This is a genomic window from Idiomarina sp. A28L, assembly GCF_000218785.1.
GTDB lineage: Bacteria > Pseudomonadota > Gammaproteobacteria > Enterobacterales > Alteromonadaceae > Aliidiomarina.
Window position 1 is genome coordinate 1 of the sequence record NZ_AFPO01000018.1, and the last position, 24210, is coordinate 24210.

The window sequence follows — 24210 nt, forward strand, 5'->3', positions numbered from 1 at the left end:
GGGTGACGCTCGCAAGCTCGTGTCCATGTGCGTGGCGTTAGGCTACTCGAAATCTCATCCGTAGATCGATAACGGGCAAGGAAACGCAATTACAAATGAACAAATACACCCTGCTTATGCCGCTGCTCAGTGGGCTCACCATTTCAGCCGTTGTCGACACATTGCCAATGTCGGGGCTCGAAGGCCCCATGCAAGCTCAACTTCAGCAGCATTGGAGTTGCTATACTGCGAGTGATGCACAAGCGCGCAAAAATCAGGTCGAGGACGGGATGCTGCCACATGTGGTGTTTGACGGCGAAATAAACCCCGTTAGCGTTGAAACGCGCATGGCCATGTCCAAGACGCCTGCGCTATCAGTGGCAGTAATCCACAAAGGCGAGTTGGATTGGAGTGCAGCTTGGGGGCAGCTGCAAAAAGATGGCACCGATGCTGATTGTGGGAGCCTATTCCAAGCCGGCTCCATCGCCAAGCCTTTTACTTTGCTCGCTGCGCTGCGCATGAATACAGCAGGACTGATCGATTTTGACGAGAACATCGAAAATTACTTGTTATCCTATGATCTGCCGCCTGGCCGACAAACCAAAGCCAACCCGGTTACCTTCCGTAACCTGCTCGCACACTCGTCGGGCATTGCACGGGGCGGCTACGCCGGATATGCACAGAACGAACCGATACCGACAGACCACCAGATCGTGCGAGGTGAAACACCGAGCAACTCCCGCAAAGTGGAGGTTCTGAACGCGCCGGGGACTTCGCTCGCGTACTCAGGTGGTGGTTATACCGTTATAGAAATCGCCCTGCAGGATCAACTGCATAAACCTTTCGATCAGATCATGCGCGAGTGGCTGCTCACCCCTGTGGGCATGAAACAAGCGGATTTCACCATGCCGTTGCCTACTTCTAGCCATTCACATACCGCTCGCGGACATCAGATAGACGGTGCTATCGTTGCAGGAGGTTGGAACAACTATCCCGAGCAGGCTGCTGCTGGCCTATGGGCAACGGCCACCGATTTAGCTATGTTTTTGCTCGAAATTCACAAAGGTTACGAGGGCAAGAGCAGCTTATTCACCCAGGCCAGTATCCGCGAGATGCTTGCCAACCCCATCGCTAACCATGCGTACGGCTTCAGATTAATGGGTGAAGGTGATCAGCTCTTTGTTACCCATTATGGCGGCACTGTTGGTTATAGGGCAGGCATGACATTGAATTTGCGGACCGGCGATGGTGCGGTGTTTCTAGCCAACTCCGATAATGGAGCTAATCTCGGTGAAGAATTCTTCAGCGCAGTGTCCCGCGCCTATGATTGGTCAATATTCCGCGAGGAGAGGGTTAAACGCGCGGAGCAACCCGATGCCGTCTTGAAGTCACTGGCTGGAACCTATGTTTTCCCGGATCAGGGTTGGGAGGTTTCGGTGGTTTACGCACAAGATTCACTCACGCTGGTATTTCCGGCTGGAAATCGTCTTTCTCTTGTCATGGTTCCGATCGAAGGCAGGCCCAACGTGTTCGTTCATGAAAGCGGAGTATACGCGAACTTCGATGGCGACAGTGAGAATATGAATATTCAATTGTTCGGGCAAATAGGACAGCGGCAGGCGGGCGTGGAATAGAGTGATTTTGGAGAAGCTGCTAACAAACCGCTTCGCTAATGACGCCACATGCGGAGGGTTGGCTAGGATTGCTTTACCCGGAAAGTGATACTATAGTATCACTTAAAGTTTAGATCAGGGTGAACCTATGAAAGTTGAGCTAGTTACGAACCTCAAGCGCCAAGCCACAAAGATTCTGGCAGATCTGCACTTGTCGAAAGAGCCCGTATTGATTACGGAGCATGGCCAGCCATCCGCATACCTTGTTGATGTTCAGGATTACGAGTTCATGCAGCGTCGCCTTGAGTTGCTTGAGGGGCTCTCAAGGGGAGAGCGTGCGGTACTTGAGGGAAGAACATGCAGCAAAACTGAGGCCAGGGAGAAAATGAGTAAATGGCTGAAGTAATCTGGACCGAGCCAGCCCTTCAAGAACTGGATGCCATAGCTGAGTACATTGCTCTCGATAAGCCTACTGCCGCAAGCGCTTTGGTTCAGGAAGTGTTCGATAAAATCGAGCGTTTGGAAAATTTCCCCAAATCCGGGCGGATTCCTCAAGAGCTCCCTGATTCGGTATACAGGGAGGTAGTTGTTACCCCGTGTCGCATTTTTTATCGTGAGGATGGGCAGCGGGTTCTCGTGCTCTATGTTATGCGAGAGGAGCGGCAGCTTCGTGCGTACATGCTTGGAAACAGCTAACAATCCGGGTTTTTCGGAGCCTTCAACCCCTGCAACACTCTGCCGGCGTGGATAGCGCTATAAGTTCCAGAGCTTGGTTTAAAACTGCCATTCAGCGCTATTGGCAGTGGTTATGCGAAACGGGATTGAATCTATGGGTAGGAGGTAGGCGTTGGATATTCTCATTTATATAGCCACAGGTTTAATTGTGGTAGCCACGCTACTTCCTTTGTCGCGTAACCCTCATTGGATTATAAGGGGTTTCGATTTCCCAAGAATGCAGCTCGCATGTTGTGCGGCGTTGTTGATATTGCTGCAGCTGATCGTTCTTAACCTTGCTGAGTTGCCATCATGGGCCGTTATTGCTGCAACCGCGCTATGTTTGGCTTGGCAGCTTTGGTGGGTTTTGCCTTATACCAAGCTCTGGCGAACGGAAGTGCGTACGAGCAAAGATGTTGATGAGAATAGGCAGCTAAGTATTCTTACTGCCGTTGCATGGTCACGCACAACTCGCTTATCGTTTACTCCGGCAAAAAGCGAGGAGCAAGATGGGTTGAACGCAGATCAAGATGATAAGGCATTCGCTTCTTCAGTTGCCAACGCTCAGAATGTTAATAAGAGCGATGTGCCAGAACCAAAGCGCTGAACATCTAAAGCGAAGTGTTTACCACAAACACGAGTAGCATAAATCGAATGGGAAGCTAGCTGTTACAGCTGGCGTTTCCAATGGCGAGGGCATGGGTTTTATATCGTTGGCGTATTGGTATGGAATCCATTGTTCGGTTTCCATGCGATTGAGTACATCGCGCCAAAAGTATGGTGAAAGGCCATTGATAGCTGTGCTTTCGGCATTGATTAAAATAACCAACCCAATATCGTAATCAGGTGAATAGGATATTTCGGCTCTAAACCCTTCTACCCAACCACCGTGGTAAAGCAATGTTTTTTCTTGTAAATCGTAGATTCGCCAACCCAAGCCATAATGAGCATCGGAAAGCAGTGGCCGCCAATTACGGCGGCGCAGATCGCGAGTAGTGCGCACTTGTGGGGTACGAATTTGTTCTAAAACCGATAACGGCAGAACATCGGGCTGATAACCCATGTGCGCTATTAACCATTGCGCTAAATCAGTAGCGCTTGCGTTTACCCCGGCTGCGGCAGCATAGCGATAGTAGTTAGCGTTCACTTCCCGCGGAAACCAGCCATTGCGCCCTCGAATATGGGCAGCAGCGCGGTTATCACTGCCGAGGTAGCCTTGTAAGCCAATGGACGCATCGCTCATTGCTAAGGGTTCAAAAATTAAATCAGTTACTAAGCTGCTGTAATCACGCCCAGTTTTTTGTGCAATAACATCTTCAACCAAGCTAAATAAAACGTTCTGATAGCCGTAACAAGCACCGGGTGTGCACATTGGGTTAATACGATTGAAGTGCGGCAAAATCCGTTCACGCGGGTAATTAGCTTCTATTAAATTATCGTAGGCATTCGGAACAACGCCTGAACTATGGGCCAAAAGATGGCCCACTTCTAAATCAATATTAAATTGTGGATTCTTAAATTGCAGGTCAGGTACGTATTTGCTTACCGGCTCAGATAAGTCAAATTGGCCTTGGTCTGCCAGCATACTAGCTAAAGTGCCAGCAAAGGTTTTCGATACCGAAGCAATACGAAATACAGTATGTTCATCTACCGGCGCAGTGCCGTTGAGTTCGCGAACACCAAACGCCTGCATTTCTACAATTTGATTGCGATGCACTATGGCGTATACGCCGCCTGGCACTTGCTCAAGGTTCAACGTGTTTTGAAAAAGCTCGTTGAACTTCGGGTGCAACGGTTTTTCATTTTCTGCTATCGTGCTGGTTGCGGCGAAGCCAACAACGCAGAGCGCAGCAGTAATGATTAATCGATAAATCGAGCGCACTAAGTTACTACCTCTGTTCTCTAATACTGCGAACGTAAACTGTTAACGCTTTTCTGAAAGCACTTGATCAATGAGTTTTGTAAAGCTCAATGTTGCTTCAGCAGTGATACGGAAAAATGCCTCATCGGCCTTATCTGAAGTATCGGTTGGGGCGTGGTAATCTGGGTGATCGGCTACGCCAAAGTAAATGAAAGGAATACCTTGTTCATGAAATGGGCCATGATCAGAGCTCAGTGTCCAATCATCGGTGTGGCCAGCTTTAAACCACGGCCGATCATGGGCCATAACAATGCGAGCACCATTTTCTGCTTGCACGCGTTGTACTAGGCGAACCAACCACGGGTGGTGATACGTACCTACCGCATACAACAATTCATCGGTGTTGCGGCTAAGCATATCCATGTTTACGTTGAAGGCAATTGTTTTCGGATCAAGGTGGCCGCTAGTAAATAGTGCATGTGCGCCCAACAAACCGCGTTCTTCACTATCTAGGGCAGCAAATAGCAAAGTATGTTGTGGCTGGTTTTCACTAAAATAACGTGCCATTTCGAGTAAAACTGAGGTTCCTGAAGCGTTATCATCGGAACCATGGTAAATCTGGCCATTGCGCACGCCAAGGTGATCGTAATGTGCGGTAATAACGATAGTGCGCAGCGTTGGATCTTGCCCCTCAATAGCGCCAAGTATGTTTACGGCTCGTTCCACGCGCTCATGAGTGAACGCCTGCTCGTAGCCTTCGGTTCCAGCGGGTGTTAAACCAAGTTCCTGAAACCGTTCGATAATATAATCGCGGGCAGCTTGGCTACCATCAGTTCCTGGGGCTCGGCCTTCACGCTCGGCATCAGCGAGCCAGTGTAAATCGGCCATGATGCGTTCTATGCTTAATCGTTCAGGTGTAGTTGCCGCGCCCTGATCTGGGGTAATGCTAGCGATACGCTGCGCTTCACGCTCAGTAAGCGTATTCATTAAAATGCTGCGGCCAGGCCACCAAGCAAGAATAACAATAATAATCAGGAGCCACAGAGGCCATAAACGGCGATACCACGAACGATGATTGTGCATAAAATTTCCATATTCGTTAAATTTGATGGGTATATTACCCTATGCATGCACTGCTGCAAAATCTTAGCAAATAACATACTATGCTACGCCTATACGAATAGGCTTTCGCCGCGTATTATGCACTCTGCACGCAATTGCTTGAACACCACCATTAACCTAGAAGTTACTTATGCAAGAATATCGAAATCAAACATCAAAGAAAGAAATTAAAGAACCCGGCCTAATGGTTAATATGCTATTTAATATTTTCCTGCCCGTTATTATTCTAATGCAATTGAGCAGTGATGCGCGGCTGGGAGCGCCCACAGCGCTGGTGTTAGCGCTCGCATTCCCCTTAGGTTTTGGTTGTTGGGAATTGTATCGGCGTAAAAAAATTAACGGCTTTTCGATTTTAGGCTTGGTAAGCGTGTTGCTTACCGGCGGCATTGGCTTGTTAGAGCTTGATCCTGCGTATATTGCGATTAAAGAGGCCGCGGTACCGGGCATTATTGGGTTGGTGGTATTTGGCAGCCGCTTTACTCGTTTTCCGTTGGTAGAAAAAATATTGCTGAATCGCAAAATACTTGATCTTGATAAATTAAATGCGGTGCTGAGCAAACGTGGGAAAACACAGGAATTCCAAAAAACGATTAATAATGGCGGTAATGCGGTAGCCGCAGCATTTTTTCTCTCTGCGGTGCTAAATTATATTCTGGCACGAATGATTGTAGTAAGCCCTGCTGGCACTGAAGCATTTAACGGCGAAATTGCGCGCATGACAGCGCTAAGCTTCCCAGTTATCGTATTGCCCACCATGATCATTTTGATGGGTGCTATATTCTATATATTCAAACGCATTGGCACGCTCACCGGAGAATCGGTGGAAAACTTCTTACAGGCACAGGATTAATAAGCACGCGTGGTTACTGTAGATAGCAATGATTCGTTTAGCTTACGCATTGTGCGAAACCTAGGTGATTACCCAGAGCACAAGTTAGATATTTTCTTGTTTGTGCCGGGTGAGCTGGGTTTATCTGTTGATGTGGTTACCGAGCGTTCGCTTTACCATCAGGCTTTTCATATTAGCCGAACCTACCACAGCCAAGTTCAGTTAGAACCGTTGGTGCGTAGCCGTTTGGTTCAGCGTTTAGCAAAACAGCAAGAACGGCCCACGCCGGAATACCGCCTGAGTTTAAGTTTGTATGCCTATCAGTATGTGAATGCAATTGAGCAAGAAGTAGGGCGTATTTTGCGTGAACGGCCGGAAAATTTGCGTGAAACATTAGCGGAATTGCTCGATTTGAGCGCTACCATTATGCGCCGATTACGCCGCACGGCACCTAAAGAAGATGCCCTTCGGCGTTATTACACCAATATCGATAACTATTTATCGTGGTTTTCAGAGCAACAGTTTTTGCGCTTAGCTGCTGAGTTGGAATTCGCCAGTGATGAACAAGATATTCGCGAGTTGTTGTTGCGTATAGCACGCCGAGAAGCGAAATATAGAAATGAAAATGAGTACAACTCTGATCGAGTGCAAACCGATAGCACGCGGATGTCGAATAAAATGCGCCTATTGCGCCGGCTGATTGAGTTTCCGGTTACCTTGCGGCGGGTAGGGCATGAGCTAGGGAATATCGAAGAGCGCTTTGTGAAGGCCGGTGTAGCGGCAGTAGTAATGACAGCCGTTTCCTATGCGGTGCTGCGGGCGCGGGATACCTTGGGCGATGTTACCGCCGTATTTATTGCTGCGGTGGCGCTGCTATATGCGGTTCGGGAAGTTTTTAAAGATGATATTCGGCAAAAGCTTTGGCTTTGGCTGCGTAAAGGCAGGCCGAAGTGGCGCCATGAATTTGTTGATCCGAATAACGAAAATGTAGTGGGTAAATCGGTAGAGTGGATTGATTATAAAAACTTTGAAGATTTGGCTACCGAAATTAAAAAAGCGCGCAGGGCATCAACACCTCAGCGCGGCGAAACCGTATTGCATTACAGTAGTTGGTCGAAAATGCTGCCTTCACGATTTTTAAGTGGCTATGCAACTACGCGTGAAACCTTGGTTTTAGATTTAGAAGTATTAGCGCCATTATTAGAACAAAGTACTTACCCCATTTATCGGCAAGAAGGTAACGAGGTAGTGCGTGATATCGTGGAAAAGCGTTCAGTATTAAATTTAGTTATTCGTGAGCGTTGGGGTGATAAAGATGATATCCAACGCTGGAAAGTGGTGCTTAACCGGAACGGCATTGTAGAAACCGAAGCCGCTAACTGAAGGGCTTTAAAAGGATACTAACGATGGAAAGCTCCACAAGTTCGGCAGCAATTCAGGTAAAAAAGAACGCGCCAAAGCGGCAGATATTTGGTTGGGCTATGTACGATATTGCCAACCAAGCCTACACCACCATTGTTATTTCCTTCGTTTATTCTGCGTTTTTTGTGGCTTACATTGTTCCTGAAGAAAGCCAGTGGCGCGATGCCTATTGGTCGATTGCTATTATCGGCTCTACATTAATTGCCATGGTTCTCTCACCTATGGTGGGGCATTGGATCGACCGCGGGGTTTCGAAAAAGAAGCTATTGGCATGGTCTACCCTTATCTGCGCTAGCTTTACCTGCCTACTTTATTTTATCGGCCCCGGCGATGTTTGGTGGGGCATAGCTATTATTTTGATTACCAACACTGCATGGATGGTGGGTGAAGCCATTATGTCGGCATTTTTACCCGAGCTTGCCAGCCGAAAGAACATGGGGTTGATATCCGGCCTTGGTTGGGGCCTTGGCTACCTCGGTGGCTTTGTGAGTATGGTAATGGTATCGGTGATTATTATTCGTGCTGATCCTATCGCCGAACGTGGCCTTTATATTGCGCAGCATCAGTGGGCCATGATCGCGATTTCTATCTACTTCGTGTTAGTGGCCATTCCTACCTTTATGCTCGTTAAAGATAAACCTAAAGGAACCAATCTGGTTCCTCGTGAGCATTGGCGCGAGAGCTTGAACTTATTCCGGCAACAGCGCTTGCAACCTGTGCTCTTCCGATTCTTTTGGGCCTTTTTGTTTTATATGGCGGGTGTGCAAACCGTTATTAAATTTATTGGTATCTACAGCACCGGCGAGCTCGGGCTTACCCAAACCGATTTAGTAGCTGTATTTTTGGCCACTCAATTTAGTGCGTTATTTGGTGCCATAGGATTCGGTGTCGTTGAGCGCTTTGTGGGGGCCCGAAAAGTATTATTCGCAGTTATTGGTTTATGGATTATCGCAATAAGTGGCATGTACGGTATTCATGATATTGCGGCTTGGCTGAATATGAGCGTGCGCGATGTGTTTCTTATCGTAGCCTTGCTCGCCGGTACCGGTATTGGTTCTATTCAGGCATCGAGCCGCTCATTAGTGGGTTTGTTAGCCGCGCCTGAACGCGATGGCAGTGCCTTCGGGCTTTGGGGTGTGTTTAATCGAATGGCGATGCTGCTAGCGGCTACGTTCGGGATTGTCGCTGATTTGTTTTCTCGGCAAAACGCGTTGTTAATGGTGATTGCGTTCTTCATTATCGGTGCGGTGCTTTTAGCGCGGGTAACACAGTTATCTGCACTCAGCCGCGCGCGGCACTAACACTTTTTTACCAACGCCATAAATATCCGTGATTGCCGTGTGTGCTGGTGTTATGGCTGAACAGCCGTGCATCTTGCGGGCTTTGTATTAGGCTTTGGGAATACTCCCACTTAATCCGGAACCGCTATGAATGAAAGCTCGCCGCCGCTAAAAACGTTTATTCAAGAAAACCTTTTAAGCGCTATGCAAACCAACCAACTGTGTTTGTATTATCAACCGCAATTTTCCCTTGTGGAGCAAAAAATTACCGGTATTGAAGCCTTATTGCGTTGGCATTCACAAGGTTTTGGCTGGTTAAACCCGCAGGTAGTTGTTGCTGTGGCTGAGCAAAGTGAATTGATAGTGCTACTGAGCGAGTGGACACTACGGCAAGCGCTGCACGATTTCTCCCGCCTTCAGCCTATGATAAAACGAGTTTCGGTAAATTTATCGGTAGGTTATCTGCAAAGAGTGCCGTTAGTTACCGTCGTGCAACGATACCTTGCTGAAGCGGGTGTTGCGCCGCATTGCTTAGATTTAGAAATTACCGAAACTGTGGTGTTAGAGCCCGCTCCGCTTTTACTTAATGCGTTACGGCAACTGCGGCAAATGGGGATTTCGTTGAGTATTGATGATTTCGGTACCGGTTATTGCGGGTTAAGCTACTTAAAAAAATTGCCATTAAACACAGTAAAAATTGATCGTAGCTTTTTACGCGATGCTACGAATCGAGCGCGTGATGCTTTGCTGTATCACGATATTTTGCAGCTCGCCCGAAACCTCGATTTACGAATTATCGCTGAAGGGGTAGAAACCCAGGCGCAGCTAGAATTTTTGAAGCTAACCCATTGCCACGAAGCGCAGGGGTATCTGCTGGGTAGGCCAATGCCGCTAACCAAACTTCAGCATTTTACTAAAGCAATTGCACCCCCCGATGTTTTAGCAGTGGCAGAGGATATGCATTTTTTGCTACCTTGATACCCAATATTAATAACAACAGGGTTTCATTATGCTTGGGAATCTAGGGTTACTCGTAGGCTTAGCACTATTGATTGTGTTGGCGTTACGGGGCTGGAATATTCTACTCGCCGTGCTGCTAGCTATTTTGGTTATTGGCCTTACCAACGGCATGGCGCTGCAAGAAGTGTTTCTTCAACACTTTCCGTTTGGCCCTTCTGGGGCATTCAGTTTCGCCGGTAATTTTCTGCTGTTGTTTCTTTGTGGTGCTTTGTTTGGCCGTATTATGGCTGCCAGCCAAGCTGCGCAGGGCGTTGCAATGGCAATTACGCAATGGTTGGGCGCTAAACGCGCGTTGCTAATTGCCATGCTGGTATGTGCCTTGCTTACTTACGGCGGTGTTGTGGTATTTGTGGTGATTTTCACCATGTATCCGATAGGCGTTACCCTGATGAAAGAGGCCAATATTCCTCGGCGTTTATATGCAGCGGCTATTGCTTTGGGTGCGGGTACTTTCACCATGACAGCGTTGCCGGGAACACCCTCCATTCACAACGTAATTGCGGCTAATTCACTGGGAACCGATTTATTCGCTGGCGGTTGGTATGGTGTTTTGGCCGGTGTGTTAATGGCAGGTTTAGGTATTTGGTACTTACAACGCCAGTGGCACCTTGCCTTAGCCAATGGCGAAGGCTATGTTGCAACACCAAAAGATGAGCAAATGGCCGCAATGGCAGGTGGTTCTGGTGGCAATCTTCCGGGCTGGGGGCGCTCGATTTTTCCGGTTCTTGTGGTGCTATCCCTTATCGTATTGCCGCGCTTACTCATGCAGTTTTCAATCGAAGCTGGCTGGATTAATTTTGCCCTCACGCAACCAATATTGTGGGCAAGCTTTGCGTTGCTGATGGGGGCAGGGGTTTGTTATTTGCTGTTCCCGCCGGTACGAAAAGATTTTATCCGCACGGCAGGCCAAGGAGCTGATGATGCACTATTGCCGTTGATTAATACTGCTGCGGTTATCGGTTTTGGTGGCGTAGTTATCCAAACCACAGGTTTCCATGCCTTTGCAGAATGGTTGCTGGCGCTGGAACTGCCGGCTTTGGTATCTGTGTTCATTTCTGCAAACTTAATTTCAGGTATTACAGCTTCAGCTTCGGGTGGGCTACAGATATTTATGTCGAGCCTAGCGCCGGCCTACATTGAACTCGGTGTTTCGCCAGAGCTGCTTCATCGTATTGCGAATTTAGCCGCCGGTGGCCTTGATTCGTTACCGCATTCCGGGGCAGTAATTGCGCTGTTTACGCTAATGGGGCTTACTCATAAAGAAGCCTATCGCGATATTTTCGTGGTTACCGTGTTAGTGCCCATGCTCGCCGCACTTGTGGTGGTGGCAGTGGCAATGATGTTGGCTTAATCGCAAGCATTAGTGAGCTCACCGCGATGGCATAGACATTGCCTTCGTGGTGGTTTACAACAAGGTAAGCAAAACCTACCAATGAAGTAGGTAAACCATAAGTTATCAGCTTTTATTTGATAACAATGATTAGGGATCCTTCATGTTTAAATTAAAAAAACTAATTCCGATTGCCGGCATCGCCGCTACATTGTGTGTTGGCGGTATTGCTAGCGCCGAAACAGAGTGGCGCGTTAGCGAGCCTATGGGCGAATTCAGCACTGTAAGTATCAATACCGATAAAGGCACTTGGATGAGTGTAGATGTAAGCCCGAATGGCGCTTACATAGTATTTGATATGCTTGGCGATATTTATCGTATGCCTGCCGCTGGCGGTGAAGCTGAGTTGATTCGTGGCGGTATTGGTTGGCACATGCAACCAACCTACAGCCCTGATGGCCAGTATATTGCATACACATCTGATGAAGGTGGTGGCGATAATATTTGGATAATGAAAGCTGATGGCAGTGATGCTTGGCAAGTTAGTAACGAAAGTTTCCGCTTATTGAATAGCCCTGCGTGGAGCCCCGATGGTGAATACCTCGTTGCGCGTAAACATTTCACGGCCCGCCGTTCGCTTGGTGCCGGTGAGATTTGGATGTATCACAAAAGTGGTGGCCAAGGTGTAATGTTAACAGCGCGCCCGAATGATCAAAAAGATCTGGGCGAGCCAGCATTTTCTCCCGATGGTAAATATGTGTATTACTCACAAGATGATACCCCCGGGCAAACCTTCCATTACAACAAAGATTCTATTTCTGGCATCTACAGCATTAAGCGTTATGAGCTAGAAACTGGCGATATTGAAACAGTTATTTCAGGCATGGGTGGTGCCGTACGGCCAGTTCCTTCGCCTGATGGCCGTTATTTGGCGTATGTAGGCCGCGATGATTTCCAAAGCAAGCTGTATCTGTATGATTTAGAAACCGGTGAAAGCAAGGAAGTTTATGCTGATTTAAGCCGCGATATGCAAGAAACGTGGGCGATTCACGGTGTTTATCCAAGCATGGGCTGGAACACCGATGGTTCTGAATTGGTGTTTTATGCCAAAGGACAAATACACCGTTTGAATATAGCGAATGGGCGTACTGCGAACATTCCATTCAATGTTTCAGTTGAAAAAGAAGTGCAAAATGCGGTTCGTTTTCGCCAACACATTGAGCATGACGATTTCGATGTGCGCATGCTACGCAGCGCAGTAGTATCGCCAAATGCCGATAGAGTTATTTATGAAGCATTAGGGCATTTGTACACCCGTGGCTTGCCGAATGGAAATGCAGAACGGTTAACTGGGCAAAGCGAACGCTTTGAGCAGTTCCCATCATTTTCTCGTGATGGCCGTTATTTGGTTTACACCACTTGGCACGATCAAGAACAAGGGCAAGTAATTGTGCGTGATTTGCGGAATAATCGCGAACGCGTGTTACCAACAGGCCCCGGCAAATTTGTTGAACCGGTGTTCTCGCCAGATGGCCAAGCCATTGTTTACCGTAAAATTAGTGGTGGCTATTTAACTAACCCGCAGCATGGGTTACAAGCGGGTATTTATCATTTACCTCTGAATGCTGATGCTCCTGAGCGTATTGCTCGCAGTGGCAGTTCAGTGCAGTTTGGTGCGCGTAACGATCGTATTTACGTGAATGGCTTTGGCGCCAGTGGCCCAGAACTTCGTAGTATTGAAATTGATGGCGGTGAAACCCGTACGCTATATACATCATCACATGCTACTGAGTTCAAGGTTTCGCCTGATGGTAAATATTTAGCATTTGCCGAGCGTTTCCGGGTTTTTGTAACGCCATTTGTTGAGCGCGGTGCGGCCATTAACATTGGCCCTAACGATCGCCAGTTCCCGATTGAGCAATTATCGCAGCGAGCGGGTGATAACCTTTCTTGGACATCGGATAGTAATAACCTTTATTGGACACTAGGCCCAGAGCTCTATTCAGCAAACCTTAGCGGAATGTTTGATATTGGTGGTGAAAGTAACTTTGAGAAGGTAGCTGATGGTACTAATATCGGTTTCACAACCGCTACGCATATTCCTGATCAGGTAATTGCGTTTGTTGGTGGCACAGTAGTAACCATGAACGGCGAGCAAGTGATTGAAGATGGCGCAGTAGTTGTAAGCGGCAATAAAATCACAGCGGTAGGCTCTCGCTCAGAAGTAAATATCCCGCGCGGTGCAGAAGTAATCGATTTTACTGGAAAAACCATGATTCCAGGCCTTATCGATACTCACGCACATGGTGCGCAAGGTGAAAGCCAGATTATTCCGCAGCAAAATTGGGCGTTATATGCAGGTTTAACTTTCGGGGTAACCACGATTCACGATCCTTCGAATAACACCCAGCAAATATTTACGGCCAGTGAAATGCAGAAGGCTGGGGTAATTGTAGGGCCGCGTATCTTTTCTACCGGCACTATTTTATACGGCGCGAATAGCCCGTCGGCAACGGCGCACGTTGATAGCTTAGACGATGCTCGTTTTCATCTTGAGCGCATGAAGAAAGTAGGTGCGTTTTCGGTGAAAAGTTATAATCAGCCGCGCCGGGATCAGCGCCAGCAGATTATTCAAGCCGCTCGCGAACTAGAAATGATGGTAATGCCTGAAGGTGGTTCATTGTTCCAGCACAACATTAGCATGGTTACTGATGGCCATTCTGTGATTGAGCATTCGATTCCAGTTGAAACCATTTTTGAAGATGTGCTGCAGTTGTGGGAGCAAACAGAAACAGCTTATACCCCAACTTTGGGTGTGGCTTACGGTGGAATCTGGGGTGAGAACTATTGGTATGCCCATACTGATGTATGGAACCACCCTCGATTAAGCACTTATGTTCCTGAGCGTGTTTTACGCCCGCGTTCTATGCGCCGTGAAATTGCACCTTCGCATCATTACAACCATATTAATGTAGCTACCGGAGCTCATGCTTTACAAGAACGCGGTGTAAAAGTTACTGCGGGTGCGCACGGGCAACGTGAGGGCTTGGCTCAGCATTGGGAAATTTGGATGATGGCGCAAGGTGGTATGAATTCGATTGAAGCACTGCGCACAGCCACTTACGATGCAGCAGTAAGCCTTGGTATGGAACATGCTATCGGCTCACTAGAAGTGGGTAAACTTGCTGATTTAGCAATTATCGATGGCAATGTTTTAGAAGATATTCGGGTGAGTGATCGAGTAACTCATACCATGGTGAATGGCCGTTTATTTGATGCTGAAAGCATGAACGAAATAGGCCGAACTACACGTGAACGTAAAGTATTCTTTTTTGAATAGAAAACTTCACTTGTAGAACCTCTATTTGCGGTATTATAGTTAAAAGGCACCTTCGGGTGCCTTTTTAGTGATGCCGAGATTACAAAGCGTGTACGCATGTTTGATACGATGATTTGGCTTCCCCTGAAAACATGAATACGCTAGAGGTTCAAGTATATGAGCAAACCGAGTTTAATTATCTTAGATGATGATGAGCAAACCGGTGTAACTATTCAGCACATTGCTGAATATGCTGGTTTAGATAGTTATTTTACTGATTCTCCCGATGAATTTCTTACTCGTATCATTGCTACGCCTCCCGATTTCATAGTGTTAGATTTAATTATGCCAGGCATGGATGGCGTTGAAGTTATTCAGCAGCTTGCCGGGCTGGATTTACAATCGCAAATCATTATTACCAGTGGTGCTGGCCAGCGTATTCTCGATGCAGCTAGCCGTTCAGTTAGTGCCCATGGTTTAAATGTACTTGGCACGTTACAAAAGCCGTTTTCGCCAAAAACGTTTCGTGATCTAGTGCAAAAATCTACAAAAATGAGCGCTAAAGATAACGCTAAACGAAGCGAAACTAAGGCTCTTTCAGCCACACCCGATTACAGAACCTTAGTAACACTTGAATCTGTGCGAGAAGCAATTGCAAAAAAACAAATTACTATCGCTGTTCAGCCTAAGTTTGAGAGCCGATTTCATTTAGTGAATGGTTTTGAAGTGCTGGCACGTTGGCATCATGCTGAATATGGAAATATTCCGCCTTACTATTTTATTGATATAGCCGAGAAGCATGACCTTATAGATGATCTTACTCGTTTGGTAATGCAGCAAGCGGTTCCGTTTCTTGCGCAATTAATTGAACAATCAAGCACTTCTGATTTTACTGGTGACGCGCGCAGCCTAACTCTCGCGATTAATATTTCTGCGTTATCATTGCACAGTAATGATTTATTTTCCGAACTTGAAGCCTTGCTGAAGGAATATAAATTATCACCTGAACGGATTATCTTGGAGCTCACGGAAACTGGCGCGATGGCCGATCCAGTGGCTTCACTCGATTTATTAACGCGTTTGCGCATTAAAGGCTTCCGTTTATCCATTGATGATTTCGGTACGGGTTATTCATCATTACTGCAACTCGTACGCTTGCCATTTACTGAGGTGAAAATTGACCGTTCGTTTGTGCATAGCGCGGTTACTTCAGATGAATCTCGAAAAGTAATCAAAGGTATTGTCGATTTGGCACATGCACTCGATATGGATGTTACTGCCGAAGGCGTTGAAGATGCAGAAACATTGGAATATTTGCATGATGTTGGGTGTGATTTAATTCAAGGTTTCTATTTCGCCCGGCCAATGGACGTTGAGCAAGCTATGCGCTGGCTGCTGCAACGAGAGCCTGCTGCCGAAGAGCATTTTCGGGTGAATGCACTGCATGCAATGCAAATACTCGATACGCCACAAGAAGAGCGCTTTAACCGATTAACGCGTTTAGCAAAAAAAGTATTCCAAGTACCAACAGTTATGATTTCTTTGGTAGATAGCGATCGGCTTTGGTTTAAATCTTTTGAGGGCATAAGTGGGCCCGAGGCTCCGAGAAAAGATAGTTTTTGCGATATAGCGGTACATGATCGGAATATTTTATTAGTGCCAAACGCCTTAGAAGATCCTCGGTTTTCCGATAATCCAAATGTGTTAGGCTCGCCGAATATTCGTTTCTATGCCGGCCAACCTATTGCTAGCCCTTATGGCGAAATGGTGGGTAGCTTCTGTGTGATAGATATTGAGCCAAGAGATATCACTTCTACAGACCAACGGTTACTGAAAGCCATTACACAGCTTGTAGAAACGGAACTGCTCAGTGAACCGCCGCGTGAAAGCGAAATGAACCAGTTTGTGTTTCAACACCGGCAATTTGAAACTCGAGCGAACGATCTTGTATCACTCTGTAATCGATTCTCGTTAGGTGTGAGCTTATTTCATTTTGAAGTGGAAAACATCGGGTGCGGCAATGCGTGGCGAGAGCGCGTATTCCAATCAGCGTTAGAGCGGGCTTTTCATGATGCTGATTTAATTGGCCGAGTAGGTGATGGTGAATTTATGGTGCTTCTGGTGGAAGATAGCAATTCAGCAACCAGCGCAGCGAGCCAAGCTGATACTCTAATACATAAACTCCGCAACTTGTTGATGATTGCAGAGCTGAGTGAGGATGGCGAAGCCCCAAGCTTTTACTACGGAACTTGCTCATCTACCGCCGAGGCTGCCAAAAACCTACAAGAACTTTATAGTGCCACCGATGAAATACTGCAAAATGCACGGAAAAAAGATGGTTAGAACATCTATATTCAAATGTTAATTAAAGCTTTCAGCGGCAACATCGGCCACTAATTGGCGAAACCAGCGGTGCCCTTCATCGTGTTGTAACAGAGGGCTCCAAATCATTTGTAAATCAATGGCTGGAATCGGAAATGGTGGCTTTCTCAGCACTAAATCGGGGTTATCCGCATATAGTTTTGCCGCGCGCGTGGGCAGGGTAACAATTAGCCCTTCGCGTGCTAAGTGCATTGCTACATGATAGTTGCGGGTGAATACACGAATACGCCTCTGGTGGCCAATCTTTGCCAACGCTTCATCAACCCAGCCTAACTTTTGCACGGCATCAGGTGTCATGCCAATACCCACGCCAAAGCCTGTTTTACTTACCCAACAATGTTGGGCTGCTAGATAATTTTCCAATGAGTACTCTTGAATAAGAGGGTGCTCATGGTGAATCAAGCAGGTGAAATCATCGCTCCATAAATTTTTCTGATGAAATGATTGCGGTAAATCATCGAACCGATTGATAGCGATATCAACTTTACCGTTCTCAACATCATGAAAGCTAACATCGCTTGGTGTCATTAAATCAATAGTTACTTGTGGTGCTTGATCACGTAATGCCTTCAGTAGTGGCGACATCAAAGTAGAGGCGGCATAATCAGATACCATAATACGAAAAACTCGCTCGCTGCTCTCGGCAGTGAAGGTTCGCGAAGGCTGAATAACTTCCTCTACTGAGTAGAGAATTTGGCGAACTTGTTTTTGCATTGATAATGCGCGCTCGGTAGGCACCATACCTTCGCTTGTGCGCACTAATAGCGGATCGTTTAGCAAGTTACGTAAGCGTTTTAGGCCATTACTCATGGCCGGCTGGGTAATATTTAATTGTTCTGCGGCACGGGTAACATTTCGCTCCCGAAGTAATGCATCAAGATAGATCAAAAGATTGAGATCGATATTTCGAAAATGATTCATCAGATGAATTGCCTATTCTGATTATAATAAATAAGATGAATGAATTATAAAGAAGCAATTCAGAACTGCAATGTTAGTTCCGGTATTTTAGGAGAATAGTTTATGGCGGAGGCTCGCCGCATAGCACGCTTGATATTGCAGGGTTTTCAGCATCACTATCAACTCTTTCAAGATATCACTAATACTGCAGAAGAACATTTTACTGCTCGAGCTTGGGATAAATTGCAGGCAGCGGCGCGGGATCGTATTTCCTTTTACGATTTGCGAGTTCAAGAAACTATTGCGCTGTTGAATCAAGAAATTGTTACTGATGAACCCAACACCGAGCTTTGGCAAGAAGTAAGAAGTATTTACGAAGAGCTACTGCAGTTTCACCCACAGGCAGAACTTGCCGAAACCTTCTTCAACTCTGTATTTTGTAAACTTTTTCACCGACGGTATTTTCACAATCAATTTATATTTGTGGAATCAACGTTAGCGCGGAGAATTCCTTTACCGGTAGAAACCGAGTACCAAAGTTATTTCCCGGTTGCTGAAGGTGTTCGTGAAACCTTGCGTAGAATCATTCATGAAATGCATTTCACCGCTAAATTTGCAGATTTAGAGGCAAATATTTCCCAGTTAATGCGCGCTTTTCAGCGTCAGGCTAATATAAGAGCGCTTGCCGCCCATCAAATGCGCCTTGATGTACTGCAAAACCCCTTCTACCGGAATAAAGCGGCTTATGTAGTAGGGCGTATTGTTACGGAAAGCCAGCAATATCCGTTCATTGTGCCCGTGTTAGTAGATAAACAAGGTGAGCTTTTTCTGGATGCATTGATTACTGATGTGAATCAGATGACGATTATTTTCAGTTTTTCTCGTGCCTATTTCATGGTGAACACGCGAGCGCCATCGGCGTTGGTTCGTTTTTTAAAAGGGCTCATGCCGCGAAAAACACTTGCTGAGCTTTACTCTGCTATCGGCCTACATAAACAAGGCAAAACCGAGTTTTATCGTGAATTATTATCCCATTTGGCAGAATCTGATGAGCAAATGGTAGCAGCGCCTGGTATTCGTGGTTTAGTAATGATGGTGTTCACACTGCCTTCGTTTCCCTATGTGTTTAAGGTGATCCGAGATGAGTTTGGTGAGAGCAAACCCTTTGGCCGCGATACGGTGTTAGAACGTTACCAATTGGTTAAGCGCCACGATCGAGTGGGGCGAATGGCAGATACCATAGAGTATTCTAATGTAGCTCTACCTCTAAGTTGCATTTCTGCCGATTTGCTTGCGGAGCTAAAAACTAGCATTGGCAGTTCTTTGGAGTTCGAGGACGATTTGCTGATAATTCGCCATCTCTACATTGAAAAACGAATGACACCGCTGAATATCTACCTAGAGTATGCCAATGAGGCAGAAACCGAGGCTATCATTCAAGATTATGGCCAGGCCTTAAAGGATATGTTGGCGGCAAATATTTTTCCAGGCGATATGTTATTGAAAAACTTTGGTGTAACGCGCACCAAGCGTGTGGTTTTTTATGACTATGATGAGGTTCAATATCTGCATGAAATGAATTTTCGCGAACTACCAAAATCCCAATCAATGGAAGATTCTTTGCAAGATGCCGGTTCCATATCAGTAGCACCAAACGATGTATTCCCAGAACAACTGCCGCAATATGTGTTCTATAACCCGAAACTTCGCGGGCGTTTCTTAGCGCTATATCCCGAGCTGGCTTATGCGAGTTATTGGCGCGAGCAGCAAGATAAAATTAAAGCGGGCGTTATCGCCGATATATTTCCTTACCCGCAAGCCATTCGCTTTCTTCATGTGAGGTATGATGAGGCCACCTAGAAAGTTTTCTTTGTGATATCAAGGTATTCGAACTAAGCTAAATTGAATTTAATAAAAATAATAACGAGGTGTTTATGGTTCGCAGTATCATTTTTTGTGTACTAATCGCATGCGCGTGGCCTGTTCAGGCGGAGAAAATAGCACTAGTTGGGGGGCGGCTGATCGATGGCACCGTTGCTGAACCCCTTTTACGCAGTGTTGTTTTAATTGAAAACGGTGTTATTCAGCAAGTAGGTACTGTGGATACGTTGCAGGTTCCAGAGGGATATCGAGAAATAAATATGGGTGGGCATGATTTACTCCCCGGGCTTTGGGAAAACCATGCACATTTGATGTTAGTTGGGCACGCAGATTACCCACATTGGAATGCAACATATTCAGATCGCTTCGAGAGCGAGATTATGCCAGCGGCAGCGTTGCAACTTCTTCTTGCTGGCGTAACGAGCACGCGAGATTTGGGCGCGCCCTTGGCGGCTTCTAAGAATGTTAAGGAAGCTATTCGAAGTGGCCGAATTCCCGGTCCTCATTTATATACTACGGGGCCGTTTTTGCAGCATGAAGTAGCTGAATGGCAACGCGATTACCGCTGGGAAGTGAGAACAGTGGCCGAAGCCCAAGGCCGCGTTCGCCAGTTACATGAAGCAGGCATGGAAATGGTTAAGTTAATTGACCACGACGATATGGAAAGAGAGGTTGCCCAGGCTATTGTGGATGAAGCGCATAGATTGGGTATGAAGGTAGTTGGGCACGCCCATAAACCGGATGAAATTCGTGTTGGTTTAGATATCGGTATTGATAACTTCGAACATACCGGGCTGACAACGGCACCGGGGTATCCGCAAGATATTCTCGATGCCCTAATTGAGCGAACTGCAACAGGCATTTTTGATGGTTTATTGTTTTGGACGCCAACCGTAGAAGGTTTATGGAACTACACAAATACTGTTCAGAATCCTACGCGTTTGGACGATCCATGCTGGGAGCAGGGATTATCAACCGATATTATTGCTGATATTCGTTCGTCGATTACGCAACCTGCACAGCTTGGCTACATGCAACTCACGCCTTTACGCCGTTCAACGTTAAGAAACAAAATCGCCCAGTTGAAAGAAACCGGAGTGGTTATGTTGATTGGTACTGATAGTGGTATTCCAATGAAATTTCATTGCCAATCAACTTGGCAAGAAATGGCTTGGTGGGTAGAGGTTATGGAATTTGATGCCATGGAAACTATCCGCGCGGCAACGTATTGGCCGGCAGTGATGATGGGCGTGCAAGATCGTTTCGGCTCTGTTCAAGAAGGGAAAGTGGCCGATATTATCGCGGTACGAGGTGATGTTCTTCGTTATATTAATTTACTGCAACGAGTTGATTTTGTAATGAAAGAAGGCGTTGTTTATAAACAGGAAGGGCAAGTACAAGAATCAGCTTTATAGTGTAAATAAAAGATTGGGGAGCAGCCTCCCCAATCTCTTTTAATCAGAGCAGCAGGTTAAGAAAACTGCTCTTCTTCGGTAGAGCCTTTAAGTGCGGTTACTGAAGAAATGCCACCTTGAATTACATTGGTTACATGATCAAAGTAACCCGTACCCACTTCTTGCTGATGCGCTACGAAGGTGTAACCACGATCTGCTGAGGCAAACTCCTCTTCTTGTAGCTTCACGTATGCCGACATATCGTTGCGAGCATAATCATAAGCAAGGTTAAACATGTGATACCACATGTTATGGACACCGGCCAAGGTAATGAACTGGAACTTATAGCCCATAGCGGCGAGCTCCCGTTGGAATTTGGCAATGGTGGCATCATCAAGATTTCGCTTCCAGTTAAACGAAGGTGAGCAATTGTAAGCCAACAGTTTACCGGGATATTTAGCGTGTATGGCCTCGGCAAACTGGCGTGCTTCTTCGAGATCAGGTTTAGCCGTTTCGCACCAAACCAGATCAGCAAAAGGAGCATAGGCAAGGCCGCGAGAGATAGCCTGATCAATACCAGCTTTTACTTTGTAAAAACCTTCCGCTGTGCGCTCACCGGTTAAGAATGGTGTATCGTTGGGATCTACATCATTGGTTAGTAAATCGGCAGCATTAGCATCGGTGCGTGCCACAATTAGGGTATCAGTGCCAGAAACATCGGCGGCTAAACGAGCTGCAATTAATTTTTGCACTGCTTCTTGCGTGGGTACTAACACCTTACCGCCCATGTGGCCGCATTTTTTCACGGAAGCGAGCTGATCTTCAAAGTGAACTCCGGCGGCACCGGCTTTGATCATACCCAGCATGAGTTCATAGGCATTGAGTACTCCACCAAAACCGGCTTCAGCATCGGCAACGATAGGCGCGAAATAATCAACATAGCCTTCATCTTCTGGGCCAATGCCTTTCGACCACTGAATTTGATCGGCACGAGTAAAAGAATTATTAATGCGCTCTACTACTTTCGGCACCGAATCTACTGGATATAGCGATTGATCCGGGTACATACTTGCCGCTGAATTATTATCGGCAGCTACCTGCCAACCCGATAGGTAGATAGCTTGTAGGCCAGCTTTTACTTGTTGTACGGCTTGGCCTCCGGTAAGAGCACCTAAAGCGTTCACATAGTTCTTACCGAACTTATCCTGTGCTGCGCCATTAACTAACCGCCAGAGCTTCTCGGCACCCTTTTCTGCGTGAGTGTGCGCGGTTTTCCGCGAGCCTCTTAAACGAATAACTTCTTCGGCTGAATAAGTTCGTTCAACGCCTTTCCAACGCTCCTCGGTAGCCCATTTTTGCTCCAGCGCTTCCACTTCTTTTTGCATGTGCTTTGGTGTTGTCATGGTTGTATTCCTTGTTGAATATAGTAGTTAAGTTCTGATTTCTATAGATACTGGTAACCGGTCAGCGTAAGGAACTCGGTGAGTTCATCGGCTGTGGTAATCTCGTCGAGTAACGTTTTCGCAGTAGCAAAATTTTCGCTCTGCCAGCGTTCTGTTCCTACCTCATCAGCAACAACCTTTGCTTCCTCTTCTAGCATGCTGCGAAATAGCGCTTTGGTAACAGTTCGGCCATCGTTGAGTGCTTTTTGATGGTGAATCCATTGCCAAATTGATGTGCGTGATATCTCTGCGGTAGCGGCATCTTCCATTAGCCCGTAAATCGGCACGCAGCCCTTACCGGATAACCAAGCCGCGATATATTGCAATGCAACGCGAATATTAGTGCGCATGCCTGCCTCAGTGCGTTCACCTGCGCTCGGTTCGAGCAAATCTGCTGCGCTGATTTCTGCATCTTGATCCCGGCTAACATGCAGTTGGTTCGGGTAATCGCCAAGGTATTTGGCGGCAACATCGCGAACGGTTGGCGCTAAGCCGGGGTGGGCTATCCATGTACCATCATGGCCATTGCTAAACTCAAGTTCTTTATCGGCTTTTACTTTATTCAGAATTTCGGTATTTTCACTTTCGTTTTTACTAGGAATAAATGCAGCCATGCCACCCATAGCCAAGGCACCGCGTTGATGGCAGGTTTTTATGAGTAAACGAGAATAAGCGCTTAAGAAGGGTTGATTCATGCTCACTACTTGGCGATCGGGGAGCACGCGATTTGGGTGTGCGCGTAAGGTTTTAATATAGCTAAATATATAATCCCAGCGGCCGCAATTTAGGCCAACAATATGGTGGCGCAAGCTGTGCAATATTTCGTGCATTTGAAATACGGCGGGTAATGTTTCGATAAGCACAGTACAACGAACAGTACCGCGAGGTTGTTTCAGCTTATCTTCTAAATAGCTAAATACATCGTTCCACCACAGGGCCTCTTGATGATGCTGAAGCTTGGGCACATACAGATACACACCGCTGCCTTTGGCAGCTCGAGATTTATAGTTGTGCAGGAAATACAGAATAAAATCGAGCAGGGCACCTGGAACCGCTTGGCCATCAACTAACAAATGCTTTTCGGGAAGATGCAGGCCTCGCACACGGGCAATCAACATGGCGGGTTTTTCTCTTAATACATATTGTTTTCCGCTAACAGGATCGATGTGCTCTATGCTGCCAAGGTTGGCATCGCGTAAATTGATTTGCCCTTGAATCAAGCCTTCCCAGGTAGGTGATTGGGCATCTTCGAAATCAGCCATAAATACATCAACATCGGCATTTAAAGCATTGATAATCATTTTTCGCTCAACTGGGCCAGTGATTTCTAAATGACGTTTTTGCAAATCTTTTGGAATTGCAGCCACTTTCCATTGGCTAGCTCGAATAGGAGCCGTTTCTGCTGCGAAATCCGGCAGGGCGCCTTGATCGTAGTGTTGTTGTGCCACTTCACGGCATGCGAGAAGCTCTTGCAAGCGAGGGCGAAATTTTCGAGTAAGCTCAACAATAAGTGCTTGCGCTTGTTCGGTGAATATTTCCTGAAATTGAGCCGGTAGCGTTTCAGTAAAAACTAGTTCGTTTAGATTATTTTTTTGCTTGCTCATAATAAAACCTAATTTGTTAGTTCAATGTTAACTTGCAAATTAGTATGAGCTTACAATTAATATTCATCCAATCTATGCAAAAAATTATAGGCATTCACATAATGAATGAATAGGGCGC

Annotated in this window: 18 protein-coding genes; 13 read left to right on the forward strand and 5 right to left on the reverse strand. The window is 46.5% G+C overall.

Annotated features, from left to right (window positions below; genetic code table 11):
- Positions 1-95: 95 nt before the first annotated feature.
- The 4 genes from A28LD_RS06705 to A28LD_RS06720 all read left to right on the forward strand — a co-directional run bounded on the left by A28LD_RS06705 (position 96) and on the right by A28LD_RS06720 (position 2913).
- Entirely contained in the window at positions 96-1613 is a 1518-nt protein-coding gene (locus A28LD_RS06705) for a serine hydrolase domain-containing protein (protein ID WP_007420319.1), read from the forward strand.
- 127 nt (positions 1614-1740) lie between these two features.
- Positions 1741-1998, forward strand: coding sequence for a type II toxin-antitoxin system Phd/YefM family antitoxin (locus tag A28LD_RS06710; RefSeq protein ID WP_007420320.1), 258 nt, complete (start codon positions 1741-1743; stop codon positions 1996-1998).
- Positions 1986-2288 carry a type II toxin-antitoxin system RelE/ParE family toxin gene (locus A28LD_RS06715; protein WP_007420321.1) on the forward strand — a complete coding sequence of 101 codons (303 nt, stop codon included), beginning with the start codon at positions 1986-1988 and terminating at the stop codon, positions 2286-2288. The genes A28LD_RS06710 and A28LD_RS06715 overlap by 13 nt, the downstream gene beginning before the upstream one ends.
- Positions 2289-2439: 151 nt before the next feature.
- Positions 2440-2913: a hypothetical protein gene (locus tag A28LD_RS06720; protein ID WP_007420322.1), complete on the forward strand. Its 474-nt coding sequence runs from the start codon at positions 2440-2442 to the stop codon at positions 2911-2913.
- Between the two features lie 18 nt (positions 2914-2931).
- Here A28LD_RS06720 and A28LD_RS06725 read toward each other — a convergent pair whose 3' ends face one another.
- Both A28LD_RS06725 and A28LD_RS06730 read right to left on the reverse strand, forming a co-directional pair.
- Positions 2932-4188 carry a serine hydrolase domain-containing protein gene (locus A28LD_RS06725; protein ID WP_007420323.1) on the reverse strand — a complete coding sequence of 419 codons (1257 nt, stop codon included), beginning with the start codon at positions 4186-4188 and terminating at the stop codon, positions 2932-2934.
- A gap of 42 nt (positions 4189-4230) precedes the next feature.
- Positions 4231-5250, reverse strand: a complete 1020-nt coding sequence (locus A28LD_RS06730) for a M28 family peptidase (RefSeq protein ID WP_007420324.1) — start codon at positions 5248-5250, stop codon at positions 4231-4233.
- 169 nt (positions 5251-5419) lie between these two features.
- On the opposite strand from A28LD_RS06730, the gene A28LD_RS06735 reads away from it, so the two are divergent.
- From A28LD_RS06735 to A28LD_RS06765, 7 genes are all read left to right on the forward strand, one after another.
- Entirely contained in the window at positions 5420-6139 is a 720-nt protein-coding gene (locus tag A28LD_RS06735) for a VC0807 family protein (RefSeq protein ID WP_007420325.1), read from the forward strand.
- A 9-nt stretch (positions 6140-6148) separates the two neighbouring features.
- A complete protein-coding gene (locus tag A28LD_RS06740; RefSeq protein WP_007420326.1) occupies positions 6149-7501 on the forward strand; it encodes a hypothetical protein in 1353 nt (450 codons plus the stop codon).
- A 23-nt stretch (positions 7502-7524) separates the two neighbouring features.
- Positions 7525-8841 (forward strand): MFS transporter, encoded by a 1317-nt coding sequence (locus A28LD_RS06745; protein WP_007420327.1) that lies wholly within the window; start codon positions 7525-7527, stop codon positions 8839-8841.
- 126 nt (positions 8842-8967) lie between these two features.
- Positions 8968-9798, forward strand: coding sequence for an EAL domain-containing protein (locus tag A28LD_RS06750; protein WP_007420328.1), 831 nt, complete (start codon positions 8968-8970; stop codon positions 9796-9798).
- A 31-nt stretch (positions 9799-9829) separates the two neighbouring features.
- Complete coding sequence (locus tag A28LD_RS06755; RefSeq protein ID WP_007420329.1) at positions 9830-11191, forward strand: GntP family permease; 1362 nt, start codon at positions 9830-9832, stop codon at positions 11189-11191.
- A gap of 142 nt (positions 11192-11333) precedes the next feature.
- Entirely contained in the window at positions 11334-14510 is a 3177-nt protein-coding gene (locus tag A28LD_RS06760) for an amidohydrolase family protein (RefSeq protein ID WP_007420330.1), read from the forward strand.
- A gap of 156 nt (positions 14511-14666) precedes the next feature.
- On the forward strand, positions 14667-16832 hold the full coding sequence (locus A28LD_RS06765) for an EAL domain-containing protein (RefSeq protein WP_007420331.1): 2166 nt from the start codon (positions 14667-14669) through the stop codon (positions 16830-16832).
- An 18-nt stretch (positions 16833-16850) separates the two neighbouring features.
- On the opposite strand, the gene A28LD_RS06770 is transcribed toward A28LD_RS06765, so the two are convergent.
- Complete coding sequence (locus tag A28LD_RS06770) at positions 16851-17792, reverse strand: LysR family transcriptional regulator (RefSeq protein ID WP_007420332.1); 942 nt, start codon at positions 17790-17792, stop codon at positions 16851-16853.
- Positions 17793-17894: 102 nt separating this feature from the next.
- Between A28LD_RS06770 and aceK the strand changes: the two genes are divergently transcribed.
- Entirely contained in the window at positions 17895-19631 is a 1737-nt protein-coding gene (gene aceK / locus A28LD_RS06775) for a bifunctional isocitrate dehydrogenase kinase/phosphatase (RefSeq protein ID WP_007420333.1), read from the forward strand.
- A 74-nt stretch (positions 19632-19705) separates the two neighbouring features.
- Positions 19706-21067 carry an amidohydrolase family protein gene (locus A28LD_RS06780; RefSeq protein WP_007420334.1) on the forward strand — a complete coding sequence of 454 codons (1362 nt, stop codon included), beginning with the start codon at positions 19706-19708 and terminating at the stop codon, positions 21065-21067.
- 56 nt (positions 21068-21123) lie between these two features.
- Here the strand turns inward: A28LD_RS06780 and aceA are convergent, their stop codons facing one another.
- Both aceA and aceB read right to left on the reverse strand, forming a co-directional pair.
- Positions 21124-22449 (reverse strand): isocitrate lyase, encoded by a 1326-nt coding sequence (gene aceA / locus A28LD_RS06785; protein ID WP_007420335.1) that lies wholly within the window; start codon positions 22447-22449, stop codon positions 21124-21126.
- A 41-nt stretch (positions 22450-22490) separates the two neighbouring features.
- Positions 22491-24092, reverse strand: a complete 1602-nt coding sequence (gene aceB / locus A28LD_RS06790) for a malate synthase A (RefSeq protein WP_007420336.1) — start codon at positions 24090-24092, stop codon at positions 22491-22493.
- Positions 24093-24210: the final 118 nt, after the last annotated feature.